The organism is Rhizobium sp. L43 (assembly GCF_002531725.1).
Classification (GTDB): domain Bacteria; phylum Pseudomonadota; class Alphaproteobacteria; order Rhizobiales; family Rhizobiaceae; genus Rhizobium.
Genome location: NZ_NWSQ01000006.1, coordinates 85,499 through 101,924, shown reverse-complemented (window position 1 = coordinate 101,924; position 16,426 = coordinate 85,499). Strand labels below are relative to the sequence as shown.

The 16,426-nt window shown below is 61.9% G+C and carries 11 protein-coding genes; 4 read left to right on the top strand and 7 right to left on the bottom strand.

From position 1 onward, the window contains the following. Positions 1-141: 141 nt before the first annotated feature. Positions 142-8,034, bottom strand: a complete 7,893-nt coding sequence (locus CO667_RS09760) for a hypothetical protein (RefSeq protein WP_097618193.1) — start codon at positions 8,032-8,034, stop codon at positions 142-144. 366 nt (positions 8,035-8,400) lie between these two features. On the opposite strand from CO667_RS09760, the gene CO667_RS09755 reads away from it, so the two are divergent. After that, positions 8,401-8,610: a hypothetical protein gene (locus CO667_RS09755; protein WP_097618192.1), complete on the top strand. Its 210-nt coding sequence runs from the start codon at positions 8,401-8,403 to the stop codon at positions 8,608-8,610. Positions 8,611-8,659: 49 nt separating this feature from the next. Here CO667_RS09755 and CO667_RS09750 read toward each other — a convergent pair whose 3' ends face one another. Further along, positions 8,660-9,250, bottom strand: a complete 591-nt coding sequence (locus tag CO667_RS09750; RefSeq protein ID WP_097618191.1) for an N-acetyltransferase — start codon at positions 9,248-9,250, stop codon at positions 8,660-8,662. A gap of 94 nt (positions 9,251-9,344) precedes the next feature. Then, entirely contained in the window at positions 9,345-10,478 is a 1,134-nt protein-coding gene (gene odc2 / locus CO667_RS09745; protein WP_097618190.1) for an ornithine/lysine decarboxylase, read from the bottom strand. Positions 10,479-11,008: 530 nt separating this feature from the next. Between odc2 and CO667_RS09740 the strand changes: the two genes are divergently transcribed. The 3 genes from CO667_RS09740 to CO667_RS09730 all read left to right on the top strand — a co-directional run bounded on the left by CO667_RS09740 (position 11,009) and on the right by CO667_RS09730 (position 13,750). Then, the gene (locus tag CO667_RS09740; protein WP_097618189.1) at positions 11,009-11,902 is read left to right on the top strand and encodes a LysR family transcriptional regulator; all 894 of its coding nucleotides are present in this window, start codon (positions 11,009-11,011) and stop codon (positions 11,900-11,902) included. 136 nt (positions 11,903-12,038) lie between these two features. Beyond that, a complete protein-coding gene (locus tag CO667_RS09735; RefSeq protein ID WP_097618188.1) occupies positions 12,039-12,680 on the top strand; it encodes a DUF1007 family protein in 642 nt (213 codons plus the stop codon). Further along, on the top strand, positions 12,674-13,750 hold the full coding sequence (locus CO667_RS09730) for a nickel/cobalt transporter (protein WP_097618187.1): 1,077 nt from the start codon (positions 12,674-12,676) through the stop codon (positions 13,748-13,750). The genes CO667_RS09735 and CO667_RS09730 overlap by 7 nt, the downstream gene beginning before the upstream one ends. An 86-nt stretch (positions 13,751-13,836) precedes the next feature. Here CO667_RS09730 and CO667_RS09725 read toward each other — a convergent pair whose 3' ends face one another. The 4 genes from CO667_RS09725 to CO667_RS09710 all read right to left on the bottom strand — a co-directional run bounded on the left by CO667_RS09725 (position 13,837) and on the right by CO667_RS09710 (position 16,374). Beyond that, entirely contained in the window at positions 13,837-14,043 is a 207-nt protein-coding gene (locus tag CO667_RS09725) for a hypothetical protein (protein WP_097618186.1), read from the bottom strand. Continuing rightward, positions 14,040-14,735 carry a GNAT family protein gene (locus CO667_RS09720; protein ID WP_097618185.1) on the bottom strand — a complete coding sequence of 232 codons (696 nt, stop codon included), beginning with the start codon at positions 14,733-14,735 and terminating at the stop codon, positions 14,040-14,042. The genes CO667_RS09725 and CO667_RS09720 overlap by 4 nt, the downstream gene beginning before the upstream one ends. Before the next feature lie 168 nt (positions 14,736-14,903). Then, positions 14,904-15,623: a tellurite resistance TerB family protein gene (locus CO667_RS09715; protein WP_097618184.1), complete on the bottom strand. Its 720-nt coding sequence runs from the start codon at positions 15,621-15,623 to the stop codon at positions 14,904-14,906. A gap of 112 nt (positions 15,624-15,735) precedes the next feature. Next, positions 15,736-16,374 (bottom strand): 2-dehydro-3-deoxy-phosphogluconate aldolase, encoded by a 639-nt coding sequence (locus tag CO667_RS09710; RefSeq protein WP_047616308.1) that lies wholly within the window; start codon positions 16,372-16,374, stop codon positions 15,736-15,738. Positions 16,375-16,426: the final 52 nt, after the last annotated feature.

The window sequence follows — 16,426 nt, the reverse complement described above, 5'->3', positions numbered from 1 at the left end:
AACCGGGCTAGCTTGCTTTAAACATGTGTTGAGCGCTGCGGCAGACGGGTTTGGGACCATCGCTCGTTTCGAGTGGTGTCCCCTCGTCATTCACTTCCGGCAGCATTGCGCGGGGTGGACGCCACTCGATCGAGATTGCACTTACGCCGTAAGATAGGCCGAGATGACGGCCGCCATCTGATCCGAACTCAGATATGCCATCTGGGACTTCATCAGAGCATCCAACTGCTCGCTCGACAGGCTGGCAATGTCTTGCGTGGACAATCCCGCGACGCCGGTCGAGCTGAACGCGGCGATGTCCTTGGTCGAGAAGACCGCGACCTCCTGTGTCGTCAACGCCGCAACTTGCAGCGACGTCAGCCCGCTCACCTGGGCTGGTGTCAGAGCTTCGGCCTGTGCTGTCGTCAACGACGTGATGACGCTCGTGGTCAATCCCGCGATCGCTTTCGAACTCAGAGCGGCGATGTCATCCGTCGTGAAGACAGCCATGTCGTCAGCATCCAGCGCGGCGACCTGCAGCGCGTTCAAGGCGGTGATCTGCGCGGTGGACAGAGCAACGATTTGATCGGTGCTCATTGCCGCTATCTGGTTGTAGGTCAGCGAGGCAACCTGGCCTGTCGTCAAGGTCGCGACCTGATCGCTGGTAAGGGCTGCGACAGCGGCGGTGGACAAGCCTTGAATCGAGTTCGAGCTGATTGCCACAAGCTCGGTGGTGGAGAGGGTTTCCAGATCCGCCGTGGTCAATCCCGCAACTCCGGACGAGCTCAATGCGGCGATCTGGGTCGTCGAAAGCGCCTCGAACTGTTCGATGCCAAGCGCTCCGATCTGAGCGCTGCTGAGGCCGGCGATGCTGCCCGTTGCCAAGGCGGCGATCTGAACCGTGGATAGCGACGCAACGAAGTCCGTGGCCAGGCCCTGTATGGAACTGGAACCGATCGCCGCGATATCGGCGGCGGAGAACGTTGCCAGGTCGAGCGTGCTGAGGCCGGCGATGCCTGCCGAACTCAACGCGGCGATCTGAGTGCTCGAAAGCGCTGCGACCTGGTCCACGCTGAGGGCAGCAACCTGCGCGCTGCTCAAGCCGGCGATGCCGGCCGTGCTCAAGGCCGCGATCTTTGCTGTCGACAGAACCGTGAGATCGTCAGTGCTCAACGTGGCAACCTGCTTGGAGCCAAGTGCAGCGATCTGCGTGGCCGTTAGAGCCTCGACCTGGTCGGTGCTGAGCGCGGCAACCTGCGCCGTTGTCAATCCTGCAATACCCTTTGTTCCCAGGGCCGCGATCTGGACCGTCGTCAGCGCTGCGACAATAGCGGTCGACAGGCCCGATATGCCGGTCGCACTGATCGCCGCAATGTCGGCCGTCGATAGAGCTTCGAGGGCGCCGGTTCCGAGAGCCGCAATCTGGGCGGAACTGAGAGCTTCGACTTGGGTGGGCGTCAATGCCGCCGCCTGATCGGTGTCGAGCGCTCCGAGTTGATCGGTGGTCAAACCTGATATGCCGGCCGTGCTCAGCGCTGCAACCTGCGCTGTCGACAAGGCTGCGATCACAGCGGTTGATAAGCCCGATATGGAAAGCGAGCCAATTGCCGCGATATCGGCGGTCGAGAAGGTTTCGAGATCATCGGCCCCGAGGACCGCAATTTGCTTGGAAGTCAGGGTAGCGACCTGAACGGACGTCAGGGCCTGGGTCTGGTCGGCGCTGAGCGCGGCGAGCTGATCGGTGCTCAAGCCGGCAATGCCTGATGTGCTGAGCGCGGCGATCTGAGCGGTAGAGAGAGCCGTTATCCCGGTCGTCCCGATGATTGCGGTCTGCTTGGAACTGAGGGCTCCGATCTGAGCGGTGGTCAAGACTTCCAACTGGTCGGAATTCAACGCGGATATCTGCGCAGTGGTCAGGCCAGCGATGCCAGCCGTGCTCAATGCAGCAACCTGCTTCGTCGACAAGGCCGCGATCGTGTCCGTCGACAGACCCGATATCGCGCTTGTGATTGCCGCGATCTCAGCGGTCGAGAAGCTTTCCAGATCATCGGCTTTGAAAGCCGCTATCTGGGTCGAACTCAACGTGCCGACCTGGGCTGAGGTCAGGGCTTCTGCCTGGTCGGCGCTCAGCGTCGCGATCTGCGCAGTCGTCAGACCGGAAATGCCACCGGTATTGAGAGCCGCAATCTGTGCGGTCGACAGGGCGGCGATATCGTCGGCACTCAGGACCGAGACTTGTTTGGAGCCGAGAACGCCGATCTGGCTTGTCGTCAAGGCTGCCACCAGCGTGGTGCTCAGGGCAGCAATCTGCGCGGTGGTCAGGCTGGCGACGCTGGCCGTGCTGATCGCCGCAATCTGGTCCGTCGAGAAGGCGGCGAGCGTCGTCGTCGACAGACCGGAAATGGCGCTTGAACTGATGGCCGCGATATCCGCGGTCGAAAAGGCTTCCAGATTGGCGGCATCGAAGGCGGCAATCTGAGCTGAATTCAAAGAGGCGACCTGAACCGATGTCAGGGCCTCGGCCTGGCTGGTACCCAACGCCGCGATCTGAACCGTGGTGAGACCGGCAATGCCGACGCTGCCGAGGGCAGCAATCTGCTCGGTCGTCAGGGCCGCAATATCGGCGGTCGTCAGGGCGGCGACTTGCGCGGAGCCAAGAACCCTGATCTGCGCCGTCGTCAGGGCGTGCACCTGAGCAGTCGTCAGAGCGGAAATCTGCACACTGCTGAGACCGGCCGTCCCGGACGTGCTGAGCGCTGCGATCTGTGACGTCGACATCGCAGCGATATCGGCGCTGCCGAGTGCTTTAACCTGCGTGGAACTCAGCGCCGCAAGCTGCTTGCTCAGCAGGGCTTCGACCTGACCGGTGTTCAAGGCAGCGATCTGCCGGGTGGACAGACCAGAGATTCCCAGCGTGCTGAGCGCGGCAATTTGGGCGCTCGTCAATGCCGCGATCGCTTCGGTGGGCAGGCCTGAAATAGCACTGGAGCCGATGGCCGCGATGTCCTGGGTCGAGAAGGCCGCCATATCGGCGGTCGGCACGGCTGAAAGTTGCGTTGAACTGAGGACCGCGACCTGGGTGCTCGTCAATGCCTCGGCTTGATCGGTGCTCAAGGCGGCGATCTGCTTGGTGGTCAGGCCGGTAATGCCTGAAGCGCTGAGAGCTGCAATCTGATCCGTCGACAGGGCCGATACGGCTGCCGTGGACAGGCCGGATATGGCGCCGGAGCCGATTGCCGCGATGCTCCTGGTCGACAAAGCCGCGATATCGGCGGTCGTCAGCACCGAAAGCTGAGCCGAACTGAGGGAGGCGATCTGCGTTGTTGTCAGAGCCTGAAGCTGGCCTGAAGTCAACGAACTGATCTGCTGAGTGGTCAGTCCGGTCACGCCGGATGTGCTGAGGGCTGCGACCTGTGCCGTCGACAAGGCTGCAATAGCGTCCGTTGACAGGCCGGAAATGGCGGCCGAGCCGATGGCCGCGATGTCCTTGGTCGAGAAGGTGACGATATCGGCCGCGCTCAGGCTGTGAATTTGCTTGGAGCTCAGAGCCGCCACCTGAGCCGAGGTCAGAGCTTCGGCTTGGCCGGTGCTCAAGGCCGCGATCTGAGTTGTGGTCAATCCGGCAATACCAATGCTGCTCAGCGCCACAATCTGTGCGGTGGAAAGGGTTGCTGCGGCGCTCGGGCTCAAGACGGAGACCTGTGCCGAGCTCAAACCCGCCATCTGCTTGGTCGTCAGGGCGCTTATCTGGCTGCTGTTCAAAGCGAGAAGCTGATCGCTCGTTATGCCGATGATGCCGGCGGGACTGATGGCGGCGATCTGAGCCGTCGACAAGGCGGCAATAGCCGCGCTGGACAAGCCGGAAATGGCGCTCGAACCGATTGCTGCAACATCCGCGGTCGAGAATGCGGCGATGTCGTCGGTGGTCAGCACGCCGAGCTGCGTCGAGCTCAATGCCGTCACCTGGTTCGTCGCCAGTGCGGCGACTTGCGCACCGTCCAAGGCATTGACCTGATCCGTGCTCAAGCCGGAAATCCCGGCCGTACTGAGGGCCGCGATCTGGCCGGTGGCAAGCGACGCGATCGCTGTCGTGCTCAAGGCCGACACCTGGGCCGAACTCAGTGCCGCAATCCGGGTCGTCGCGAAGGCCGCAAGCTGCGCTGTGCCGAGCGCGGCAACCTGATCGGTCGACAAGGCCGCAATGCTGCTTGTGTTGAGGGCGGCGATCTGAGCGGGCGAGAGCGTGGCAATGACTGACGTGGCCAGGCCCGAAACCGCTTTGTTCGAAATCGCAGCGATATCGCCGGTCGAGAAGGTGGCGATGTCTTCCGTGCTGAACGCGGCAAGTTGGGTCGAATTGAGGGCCTTCACCTGCGAGCCGGTGAGGGCTTCGGCCTGCGCAGTGCCCAATGCGTCGATCTGGCTCGTTGTCAGGCCGGCAATGCCGGATGCGCTGAGGGCGGCAATTTGGGCCGTGGAGAGCGACGCGACGACATCCGCATCCATGGCGGCAATTTGCGCTGAGCTCAAGACCGCAATCTGGCTCGTCAGCAGGGCATCGACCTGAGCCGTACTCAATGCCTCAATCTGCCCGGTGCTCAGTCCGGCAACACCTCCCGCGCTCAAGGCGGCAATCTGGCTGGCCGACAGAGCTTCAATCGCACCCGTGGACAATCCCGACATCGCAGCTGAGCTGATCGCCGCGATTTCGGCGGCCGACATCGCGGCGATATCATCCGTTCCTAAAGCGGAGAGCTGAGCCGATTTCAGGGCCGCGACCTGGCTTGTCGTCAATGCGGCGATCTGCGTTGTATCAAGCGCGTTGACCTGATCGGCCGTCAAACCGGCAATGCCTGATGTGCTGATGGCGGCGACCTGAGCGGTAGACAGAGAATCGATGACGCCGATATCGAATGCAGCAATCTGGGTTGCGCTGAGCGCCGTCATCCATGCCGCGGGCACAGCGGCGATCTGCGTTGTGCTCAACGCGGTGATCTGGTTCGAGGTCAATCCGGCGATCCCGGCGGCGCTCAACGCTGCGATCTGGTTCGTCGAAAGGGCTGCGATGACGTTCGTGCCCAAACCCGTTACGGCCTTGCTTGAGAGCGCAGCGATTTCGGCGGTCGTGAAGGTTGCGATATCGTCCGTTCCGAGCGCGGAGAGCTGGGTGGAACTCAACTTGCCGATCTGGGCCGCCGTCAATGCCTGGGTCTGAACGGTGCTGAGAGCCGAAATCTGATCGGCGGTCAGGCCGCCGACGCCTGCCGTGCTGAGGGCGGCGATCTGTTCGGCGGAGAAGGATGCGATCACACTTGTGTCGAGAACTGCGACTTGGCTCGACGTCAGAAGCGCAATTTGCGTTGCGTTCAAGGCCGCGACCTGATCGGTTCTCAGGCTGGCGATCTGGCTGGTGGTCAGAGCTGGAAGGACACTCGTATTCAGGGCAGCAATCTGGTTGGTGGAAAGAGACGCGATAACGTCCGTGCTCAAACCTTTTATGGCATTGCTGGCAATTGCCGCCATATCGGCAGTCGAGAAAGCGGCAAGATCGTTCGCCGTCAGGGCTGCCATTTGAGTTGAACTCAATGCCGCGACCTGGCTGGTCGTCAGATTGGCCAGCTGAGCGGTGTTCAGAGTTGATATCTGATCGGTCGTCAGGCTGGTGATCGCACCGGTCGCCAGTGCGGCAACCTGAGCCGTGGAAAGCGACGCAATGACGCCGGTCGTCAAGCCACTGATCGCTTTGCTGGAAATCGCCGCGATTTCGTCGGCCGTAAAGGTCGCCAGGTCCTCCGAACTGAGGGCGGCGAATTGCGTCGAACCGAGCGCTTTGATCTGGGTCGACGACAGCGCCGCGATCTGTGCCGTGCTTGCGGCCGCGACTTGACCCGTGGTCAGGCTTGCAATCGCGCTTGTGGTGAGTGCGGCGATCTGCGCGCTTGAAAGGGCCGAAACCTCATCCGTACTCATGGCCGCAACCTGCGCTGCTTTCAAGGCGCTGATCTGGGTGGCCGTCAAAGCTGCAACCTGTACCGTGCTCAGGTTCGCGATCTGGTTTGTCGTCAGGCTGGCAACGGCACCCGAGCTGAGAACGGCGATTTGCGCGGTTGAAAGGGCTGCAACCTGGCTCGTCGTCAGGCTGGCGGCAGCGGTCGCATTTAGGGCGGCGATTTGATCACGTGAAAGAGATGCAATGACGCCGGTGCTCAAGCCGGGGATGGCGCTACTGGTGACGGCTGCCATTTCGGCGGTCGAGAACGTGGCGATGTCGTCCGTGGACAGGACGGAAAGCTGCGTCGAACTCAGCGCAGCAATCTGTGCGCTGGTGAGAGCTTCGGCCTGCTGCGTGCTCAACGCGACGATCTGGGCGGCCGTCAGCCCTTTAACGCCCTTCGCGCTCAAGGCGGCCACCTGCGCGGTCGAAAGCGTCGCGATGGCATCGGTTCCAAGCGCAGCAATCTGTAGGGAACTCAGCGCGGCGACCTGCGTCGTCGTCAAAACACCCGTCTTCGCCGGGGTCAGGACGGCAACCTGATCGGTGCTGAGGCCGGCAATTCCCCTCAAGCTCAAGGCGGCGACCTGAGCCGTCGAGAGAGCGGCGACCGCAGCCGTGCTCAGGCCCGATATCGCCGCGCTGCCAATCACCGCAATGTCGTCGGTCGAGAGGCTGGCGATCTTGTCCGTTCCCAACGCGGAAATCTGGGTCGAACTCAAAGCGGCGACCTGTGCTGTCGTCAGCGCCTCAACCTGGGCTGTTGTCAGTGTGCCGATTTGACCCGTGGCAAGGCCTGAGAGGCCACTGAGACTGAGGGCCGCGATTTGCGCGGTTGAAAGCGCCGCGATGTCATCAGCGCTCAAGATCTCTGTTTGGGTCGCTTTTAGCGCGGCAACCTGGCTTGTCGTCAAAGCAGAGATCTGCGTTGTGCTCAATGCGGCGATCTGGCCCGTCGTCAAGCCGGTGACCGCAGCCTTGCTCACGGCGGCAATCTGCGCGGTCGTCAGCATGGCGATATTGTTCGTGGCCATGACCGCAATCTGCGTCGCTTTAAGGGCTTCGATTTGCGTCGTGGTCAGGGCGCCGGTCTGTGTCGTGCTCAACGCCCCGATCTGAGCCGTCGTCAGGCCGGAGACCGCGGCGGCGCTCAGGGCCGCAACCTGGTCCGTCGAAAGAGAGGAAAGAACTGCCGTCGACAGGCCCGGAACGGCAGAAACGGTAATCGCCGCCATATCTGCAGTGGAAAAGGTCGCAAGGTCGTCGGCACCCAGGACGGAAAGCTGCGCCGAACTCAGTGCCTTCACTTGGTTGGAGCTGAGTGCCTCGGCTTGCGCAGTGCTCAAGGAGGCGACTTGCGCAGTGTTCATGCTGGCGGTGGCGCTCGTGCTCAAGGCGGCGATCTGCGCGGTTGAAAGCGCGGTGATGCCGCTCGTCCCCAAGCCAGCGATCTGGGTGGCTTTGAGTGCAGTGACCTGCGCGGTCGTGAGGGCGCCGATCTGTGCCGTTGTCATGGTCGCAATCTGGCTGGTCGTCAGATTGGAAATGGCGCCCGTACTGAGAGCAGCCACCTGGCCCGTCGAAAGAGCCGCAACCGCGGCTGTCGACAAGCCGGTTATCGCTTTGCTGACAATCGCCGCCATATCGGCGGTCGAAAACGTCGCCACATCCGCGGTGCTCAGGGCCGCAATCTGCAGCGAACTGAGGACGCCGATTTGAGATGACGTCAAAGCCTCTGCTTGCGCCGTCGTCAGCGCGCTGATCTGCTTGGTCGTGATTGCTGCGATCTGCAGCGAGGTTAAACTTTCGATAGCGGACGTCGTCAGTACGGCCAGCTGATCAAGAGTGAGGCCGGATACGGCACCTTGCGAAATTGCGCTCAACTGTTGAGAGCTGAGGACCTCAACGTCTTCGGTATCCAAGGCGGCGATTTGAGCCGACGAGAGGACACTGATCTGCTTGGTGGAAAGAGTTGCCACGTCTTCCGTCGTCCAGGCAGCGACAGCCGCCGTCGAAAGCGACCTGATCTGAGTGAGACTGTAGGAAGAAACGATCGAAGTCATAGGCAAGACTCTTTCAGCAGCCGATATGAACAGGATCGGAATGTCGCAGCCTGGCAAGGCGCGTCTTACCGATTCGCAGGAAATGAATGTCTCCAAAATTCCTAGCCAGCCTAGGTTGGCTGGCTTGCGTGAACCTGTGATTGTTCCTGCTGGAGTCCTGATCGCCGCTTAATATCAACCCAACCGTCTGCAGCTGGAAAGCGGCCATAAGCGAGCTGGAAACGGGCAATCGACCAGATGGGTGTCCGCGGCTCCGATGACGCTCTCCTCAAAACCCGGCTTGCCACGCGTCGCGTTATGGAAGCCGGCAAGACGCCCGATCATCGCAGATTTTTCGCCAGTGCGGATTGAGCGGACGGAGACGCAATGTCCACGCAAGCGATTCAATCTGGCAGAGATGGGGAGGGAATTTGGCTGCGCGGCGAAGGCGTAGCGCGGCGCGCCGACAAGGGCTACGACGCGGAAGGCTGGGGCAAGGCGAAGCCGGGCTGGCGCAGCGCAAGCTGCGCGGCCTGGATGGAAACGCGTCGCATCAAATTTGATTCATGCGACGCGCTTCAGCTGTTCGTTTTATGATGTCGTTATCCCGGAACCGCTGCACACGTCCCGGCGACACGCATTGGCTTCAGGCGGCGCGGCGAACCGGCGCGCTGGCCAGCATGCGTCCTGAAGGGACGATCATGCCGGCCGCGCCGTCAAGCCAGCCTTCCGTGAGCTCGAGCGCAAGGAAGCGCGAGCGTTCGAACGGGCCTGGCATGACAAGATGGCGAGCCTTCTCGGCAAAAAAGCCGAAACGCTCGTAATAGGCAGCATCGCCGACGAGCAGGACGGCGCCATGCCCGCGCTTCTTTGCTTCGAGGATCGCCGCGCGCATCAGCGCCGAGCCGATGCCCTTGCCGCCGCAATGCGGCGCAACGGCGAGCGGCCCCAGCAGCAGCGCATTGATCGGCGTACCTTCGTCGTTGACGCCGGCTTCGATGTTCCAGAGCCGCACCGAGCCGATGACATGGCCGTCGCGATCGCGCGCGACGAGCGCGAGGCCCTCGGCCGGCACGCGATTGCGGCGGATCTTCTCCGACGACTTCTTGCGGCGATCCGAGCCCATGACGCGGTCGAGCAGGTTTTCACGGGCAACGACATCCGAGGGATTCTCAGCGTCGATGGCGAAAGTGGTGGGCGCAAAGAATGCGCGGACAGAATCAAGAACAGCGGCCATCTTGGCCTCCCGTACCCAATACCGTTATCAGCGGCGATGAAGGAAAATTGTGAAGTTGCCGCCCCGGCTGGTTACGGGGCCGGCGGAAACGACCTTAGATGACGTAGGCCTTCAGCGGCTCGAAACCGTTGAAAGCGACCGCCGAATAGGTCGTCGTATAGGCGCCGGTGCCTTCGATCAGGACTTCGTCGCCGATCGAAAGGGAGATCGGCAGCGGATAGAGGTTCTTCTCGTAGAGCACATCGGCCGAATCGCAGGTCGGGCCGGCGATGACGCAGGGCTCCATCTCGTCGCCGTCGTGCTCCGTGCGGATCGGATAGCGGATGGCTTCGTCCATCGTCTCGGCGAGACCGCCGAACTTGCCGATGTCGAGGAAAACCCAGCGCGCATCGTCATTGTCCGACTTCTTCGAAATCAGCACGACTTCAGCCTTGATGACGCCGGCATTGCCGACCATGCCGCGGCCCGGCTCGATGATCGTCTGCGGGATCTGGTTGCCGAAATGCGTGCGCAGCGCCTGGTAGATCGACTTGCCGTAAGCTTCTGCGGACGGAACGTCGCGCAGGTACTTGGTCGGGAAGCCGCCGCCCATGTTGACCATCTGCAGGTGGATGCCCTGCTTGGCGAGCGAGACGAAGACGCGCTTGGCATCGGCGAGTGCCGAATCCCAGGCATCGACTTTGGTCATCTGCGAGCCGACATGGAACGAGACGCCGTAGGACTGCAGGCCGAGCTGATGGGCGTAGACGAGAACGTCGACAGCCATCTGCGGCACGCAGCCGAACTTGCGCGACAGCGGCCATTCGGCGCCTTCGCCATCGGTCAGCACGCGGCAGAAGACGCGGGCGCCGGGAGCGGCGCGCGAGATCTTCTCGACTTCTTCGTGGCTGTCGACGGCAAAGAGGCTGACGCCGAGCGCATGCGCACGGGCAACGTCGCGTTCCTTCTTGATCGTGTTGCCATAGGAGATGCGGGCGGCGGTCGCACCGGCTTCGAGCGCCATTTCGATTTCGGCAACGGATGCGCAATCGAAATTGGAGCCGAGGCTGGCGAGCAGCTTCAGCACTTCCGGGGCCGGGTTGGCCTTGACGGCGTAGTAGATGGCGCTGTCCGGCATGGCGTGACGGAAAGCGTGGAAATTGTCTCTGATGACGTCGAGGTCAACCACGAGGCAGGGACCGTCGGGACGTCGGGTTGCGAGAAAGTCGCGGATGCGCTGGGTGGTCATATCGATTCCCTCTTCCAATTCCAGAGCTCCGGCATGAACCGGAGGACAAAGGGCATACGGGAACTCGCATTGGAACCAGCCGGTGGAGACCCCGGAACCATAGCAAGCGCTCGATGCGCGGATAGTGAACCAACGCCGCGGATGCGGTGTAAGTTCGGCTTTGTCTGCCATGGATTGGAGGGAGAATCCCAACCGCACTTCCGGCAATGATGGTGTGCCTCTTCAGTAACCCCCGCTGATGGAAAGCAGGGAGAGAACAAAAAGGCCCGCACCGTCGTTGCTTCAGGCGTCCTCGCATTTTCCGGTTGGCCGGAATAGCGACTGGAGGGGTTAATTCCAGGTACCTTACCGATTTCCTCACCAATTCGAGGGTTCGGCGGACACCCATGGGCACGTGCGACTTTGGGCTGAGTGGGAAATAAGAATATTCGCATTCATAATCAAGCGTTTTTTTGACCTCGGGGCCAAAAAAATAATTGAACAAAACAAGCCAATTTGTTCAATATTCCGAAACAGCCTGGAGGGGTGCCATGGATACCTTGACCCGCATACGCGCCTTCATCGATGTCGTCGAGGCCGAAGGCTTTTCCGCCGCCGCCCGGCGCACCGGCCGCTCGAAGGCGCTGCTCTCCAAATATGTGCGCGAGTTGGAGGATGAGCTCGGCGCTTTGCTGCTCAATCGTACCACCCGGCAGTTCTCGATGACCGAGGCCGGCCATACCTATTACCGCACCGCTTCCGATATCCTCAAGGAGATCGACAACCTCGCCGATCTCGTGCGCGAAAACAATGCCCAGCTCAAGGGACGGCTGCGCATCTCGGTGCCGCGCACCTTCGTCGACGCCGATGTCGGCCAGTCGCTGATCGATTTTTCCAAGGAGAACCCCGATCTTTCGCTGGAGATCGCCGCCGACGACCGCTTCGTCGATCTGATCGAGGAAGGCTTCGACGTGGCGATCCGCGTCACCAAGCTTGAGGATTCCGGCATGATCGCCCGCAAGATCTCGGATTTCCGCGTCCATCTCTGCGCTACCCCGGAATTTCTCGAGCGCTATCCGAACATCGAGCATCCGACCGATATTTCCAACGTCCCCTTCATCATCGATACCAATGCGCGCAGCCAGGCGAGCATCCGCTTCCACAATCCCGACAACACCTCGTTCGCCGTCGCCGTTTCCGGACCGATCGAGGTCAACAGTCCGCATGCGACATTGCGCGCAGCCCTCGTCGGCATCGGCATCGCCCTCATTCCGGATTTCATCGCCCGCAAACCGATTGAGAGCGGCGAACTGGTAACTTTGTTCAACGACTACCTCCCGACCGACCGCGGCATCTACGCCGTCTATCCGCACCGGCGCTACCTGCCGGCCAAGGTGAGGATCTTCGTCGACTACCTGCACAACTGGTTCAAGAAGCATCCGTAATGCCACCCTTATGGAGCGATGCGACATTCCGTCCCGCTTCAGCCTCCGGTTCCGCGAATCCGATGCGGAGCCCGGTCCCAATTCCGTCCCAATTTCTGGCAAGAAGTCAGGGTCACCGAACAGGGCAGCGGGATAGATGAGATATTCGACGATACTGATGGCCGCGCTTCTTTCGCTGACGCCGGCCGCCGCCTTTGCCCATCCGCACATCTTCGTGGAGGCTCGCCTCGAGGTCGTGGCCGACAAGGACGGCAGCGTCGAAGAATTGCGCAATGTCTGGCGCTTCGACGAGGTCTTCTCCTCCTCGGTGGTCATGGATTTCGACAAGAACACCGACCTGAAGCTGGAGCCGAACGAACTCGCGGAGGTCGGGAAGACGGTGAAGCAGTCGCTTGCCGAATACGATTACTACATGAACCTGACGATCAACGGGAAGAATATCACCGTCCAGAAGCCCGATATCATCCATGTCGACTACAAGGACGGTCAGCTGCTGATGTTCTTTGCGGTGAAACCGGCGGAGAAGATGCCGCTCAAGGGCAGGCTCACCTTCGGCGTCTACGACCCGTCGCTCTATACCTCGATCGATTTTCCGACAGACAACGAACTTTCAATGGTCGGCGACGGCTTCAAGGCTTGCAAGCATCAGGTGGTAAGACCTGATGCCGACCAGGTGATCTCGCAGAACAAGCAGTCGCTGACCGACGCCTTCTTCAACGATCCCACCGGCACCAACATGTCCAAACTCTTCGCCACCCGGCTGGAGGTCACATGCTGACGAAACGCCTGCCCTTCGCCCTTTCCGCTGCAGTCCTCGCGCTCCTGACGGCGGCAAGTCTTGCCCATGCGCAGTCGCCGCTCGGCATCGGCACGGCGGAGCCGAGTTTCCAGCCGACCGGCGGGCCGCTCGCACCGCTCTTGCTCTATGTGAATTATGAACAGCAGGCCTTTTACCGGGCGCTGACCGATGCCTTGAAGGCGATGCGCCAGGATCCGTGGCAGCTGGCATCGCTGATCGGCCTCTCCTTCGCCTACGGCGTCTTCCATGCCGCCGGCCCCGGCCACGGCAAGGCGGTCATCTCCTCCTACATGATCGCCAACGAGATCGAGCTGAAGCGCGGCGTGGTGATTTCCTTCATTTCGGCTTTCATTCAGGGCGCAGTCGCCGTGGCGCTGGTCGGCGGCGCCTGGCTGGTGCTGCGCGGCACCGGCATCACCCTGACGGCGGCCACCCACGCGATGGAGATCGCAAGCTTCGTCATGGTCATCCTCTTCGGCGGCTGGCTGCTGTTGCGCAAACTGCGCTCGATGGTCGCCAACATGCCGCGCCGCCGGCTGATGGCCACCTCTGCCGGTCCGGTCAGCATGATGCTCGACTGGAAGGACAATGCCGCCGAACGCCAAACCTATGCCTTCAACGGCAAGGCGCAGGCCGTCGAAGCCGGCCACACCTTCGTTCCCGGCATGGCCTGCGAGACTTGCGGCAATGCCCATGCGCCAGATCCGGCCATGCTTTCCGGCGACAGGTTCAGTGCCCGCGAGGCCTGGTCGGCGATCGTTGCCGTCGGCCTTCGCCCCTGCTCCGGCGCGCTGCTGGTCATGACTTTCTCGCTGCTGAACGGACTTTATCTCGGCGGCGTGCTTTCCGTCGCGGCCATGTCGCTCGGCACGGCGATCACCGTTTCCCTGCTTGCCACCCTTGCCGTCACCGCCAAGAGTGCCGCCGTCCGCCTCTCCGGACGCGGCTCGACCGCCTCGGTCTGGATCGGCAACGCCATCGAAATCCTCGGCGCCGTGCTTGTCATAGCGATGGGCGCCCTGCTGCTCGGGGCCTCGCTGCAGGGCTAACAATTCCAGCAAAGGTGCGCAGCGGCTTTGCCAGGCAAAGCGTGAAACGCTTTTGCCGGGAATTGCGAACGCTCAATGCTGTCGGCCTATTTCTCCCGGCCGCGCTGGTAGCGCGCCCGCAGCCAGAAGACTGCAAAGAACGCCAGGATCAGGCAGACGCCGACGGCAATCGCCAGCGTCGGCGAGAAATTGCCGATCCACAGCACGATGGTCGGCAGGAAATAGATGACGAGGCTGGCGCCGAGCAAGATGATGCCGGCGGCAATCGCCTGCGAACGGCTTTCCGGGCTCATGCGAGCCTTTCCTTTTCGAGATCGGCGCGGATATCCTGCAGGCGGCGGATCTGGTTGCCCTCGGCGTCGAAATTCCCCGGCGAAAGCCAGGCCTCGAAGGCATCGTTGATCATCGGCCATTCGGCATCGATCATCGAGAACCAGGCGGTGTCGCGGTTGCGATGCTTGGAGATCATGTGCTGGCGGAAGACGCCCTCGAAGCTGAAGCCGTAACGCGCGGCCGTCGTCTTGCTCGCCTCGTTCTTATTGTCGCATTTCCATTCGTAGCGGCGGTAGCCGAGTTCCTCGAAGACGTGCTTGGCCATCAGATAATGCGCTTCGGTGGAAAGCGGCGACCGCTTCATCTCAGGACCATGCGCCACGCCGCCGATCTCGACGACGCCGTTTGCCGGGTCGGCGCGCATATAGTTCGCCATGCCGACAATCTTGCCGGTGGCGTTGTCGCGGAAGATATGGGTGAGCCAGCCGGACTTCGTGTAGACAGTTTCCAGCCAGTTGGCGAAATCGTCGATCCCGGAAAAATCGTCCTGCGCGAAATAGAGAAGCAGCGGGTTGATGCCCATGCCGCCGAGCCCGTCCCACAAGGCCTCAAGATGCTCCGCGCGCCGATAGGGTTCGACGGTGACGAAACGGCCCTTCAGCGTGACCGGCTTCGGCGCCGGGCAGCCTTTGAAATTTGCAAGATCGCGCATGTTCACTCCCCTGTTCGGAAGAGTGGATAGGCCAGCCGCCCGACAAAGGCAACCGGCCTAAAGCGCGCCGCAATCTTTCAGATTCGGTCCTCGCGCTTTAGGTCTTATTTCCAACGCATGCCGTTTTCGCAAAACCGCTGCACACTTTTGCGCGACATGCTTTCGATGTCACTGTGACAAGGTCACCTTGGCGGAGGAGACCGTCGCCTCGATATGGTCGACCAGTTGGTCGGCAAGGCCGAGCCGGCCGGCGAGCAGATCGAGATAACCGCGCTCGGCGCGCGAATCCGGCTCGATGGTGAGCCGCGAGGCGGTGTAGAGTTCGACGCGCTGTTCTTCCGTCCTTGCGGCGGCAACGAGTGCATCGAGATCCGTCGGCGAAGCGAGTTCGCGCTCGATGAAGGCCGCCGCCTCGCCGCTGACATCGGCGGCCTTGACCTTGTCCATGATGAGGGCGCGTTCGGCATCGTCGATATGACCGTCAGCCTTGGCGGCGGCGATCATCGCGCGGATCAGCACCAGCACGAATTCATTGCTGCCGGCAGGCGACGCCGGCCCGAAACCGGATTCGACAGGCGGCGGCAGCAGAACCGGATTGTTGGCCGAGGGCGCATCCGAAGGGGCTGCGGGCGCCTGCCCCGCCTGGTAATTCTTGTAGGCCTGGTAGCCGAGGCCGGCAATGGCGGCAAGACCGCCGATCGCCAGCGCATTACCGGCAATACCCCGGCCGGTCTTGGTGCCGAGAAGCGCGGCTGCAATCGCACCTGTCGCCAGCGGGTTGTTTTTAGCCGTCTGAACGGCGTCGCCCGCCCTGTCGCGGACCGAACCGCCAAGACCCGGCACCTGCGAACCCAAGAACTGGTCGAGAAGCTTCTTTGCGTCGAACATTCCTCGTCGTCTCCCTGTTTGAAGCTGGAGACGTACATAGGTTTGCGACGGAGGAAATACAAATTGAGGAGTGGGGTTTATGCCCGAAGGCCGACCCCACCCCTGCCGAAACTCAGGCCTTCAGTGCCGCCGCTTCTGCCGCGAGCCTGGTAATGCCAGCCCAGTCGCCGGCTGCGACCAGTTCCTTCGGCGCCACCCAGGAGCCGCCGACGCAGATGACGTTCGGCAGCGACAGATAATCATTGGCGTTCTTCAGCGAAATGCCGCCGGTCGGGCAAAACAGCGTGCCGGCGAGCGGCGAAGAGAGCGCCTTCAGCAAGGCCGCGCCACCGGCCTGCTCCGCCGGGAAGAATTTCAGCACCTGATAGCCTTCTTCGCGCAAAGCCATGACTTCACTGGCGGTCGCGGCCCCCGGAAGCAGCGGCACATCGGAATCGGCGGCGGCATCGAGCAGTTCCTGTGTCGTGCCCGGGCTGACGATGAACTTCGAGCCGGCCTCGACGGCGGCTTGCCAATGGGCGGCATTCAGGATCGTGCCGGCGCCGACTTCGGCACCCTCGACCTCGGCGGCGACGGCGCGCACGGCATCGAGTGCCGCCGGCGTGCGCATGGTGATCTCGATCGCCTTCAGGCCGCCCGCGACGAGCGCGCGGGCCAGCGATACCGCCGACTTCGCATCGTCGACGATCAAGACCGGAACGACAGGCTGGAGTTTCAGGATGGAAAGGAGCTTTTCTGTTTTCTCGCCCATGGTCGTGCGACTTCCTTGAAACGATTGAATTCGGATCCCGAATAACGCCCCC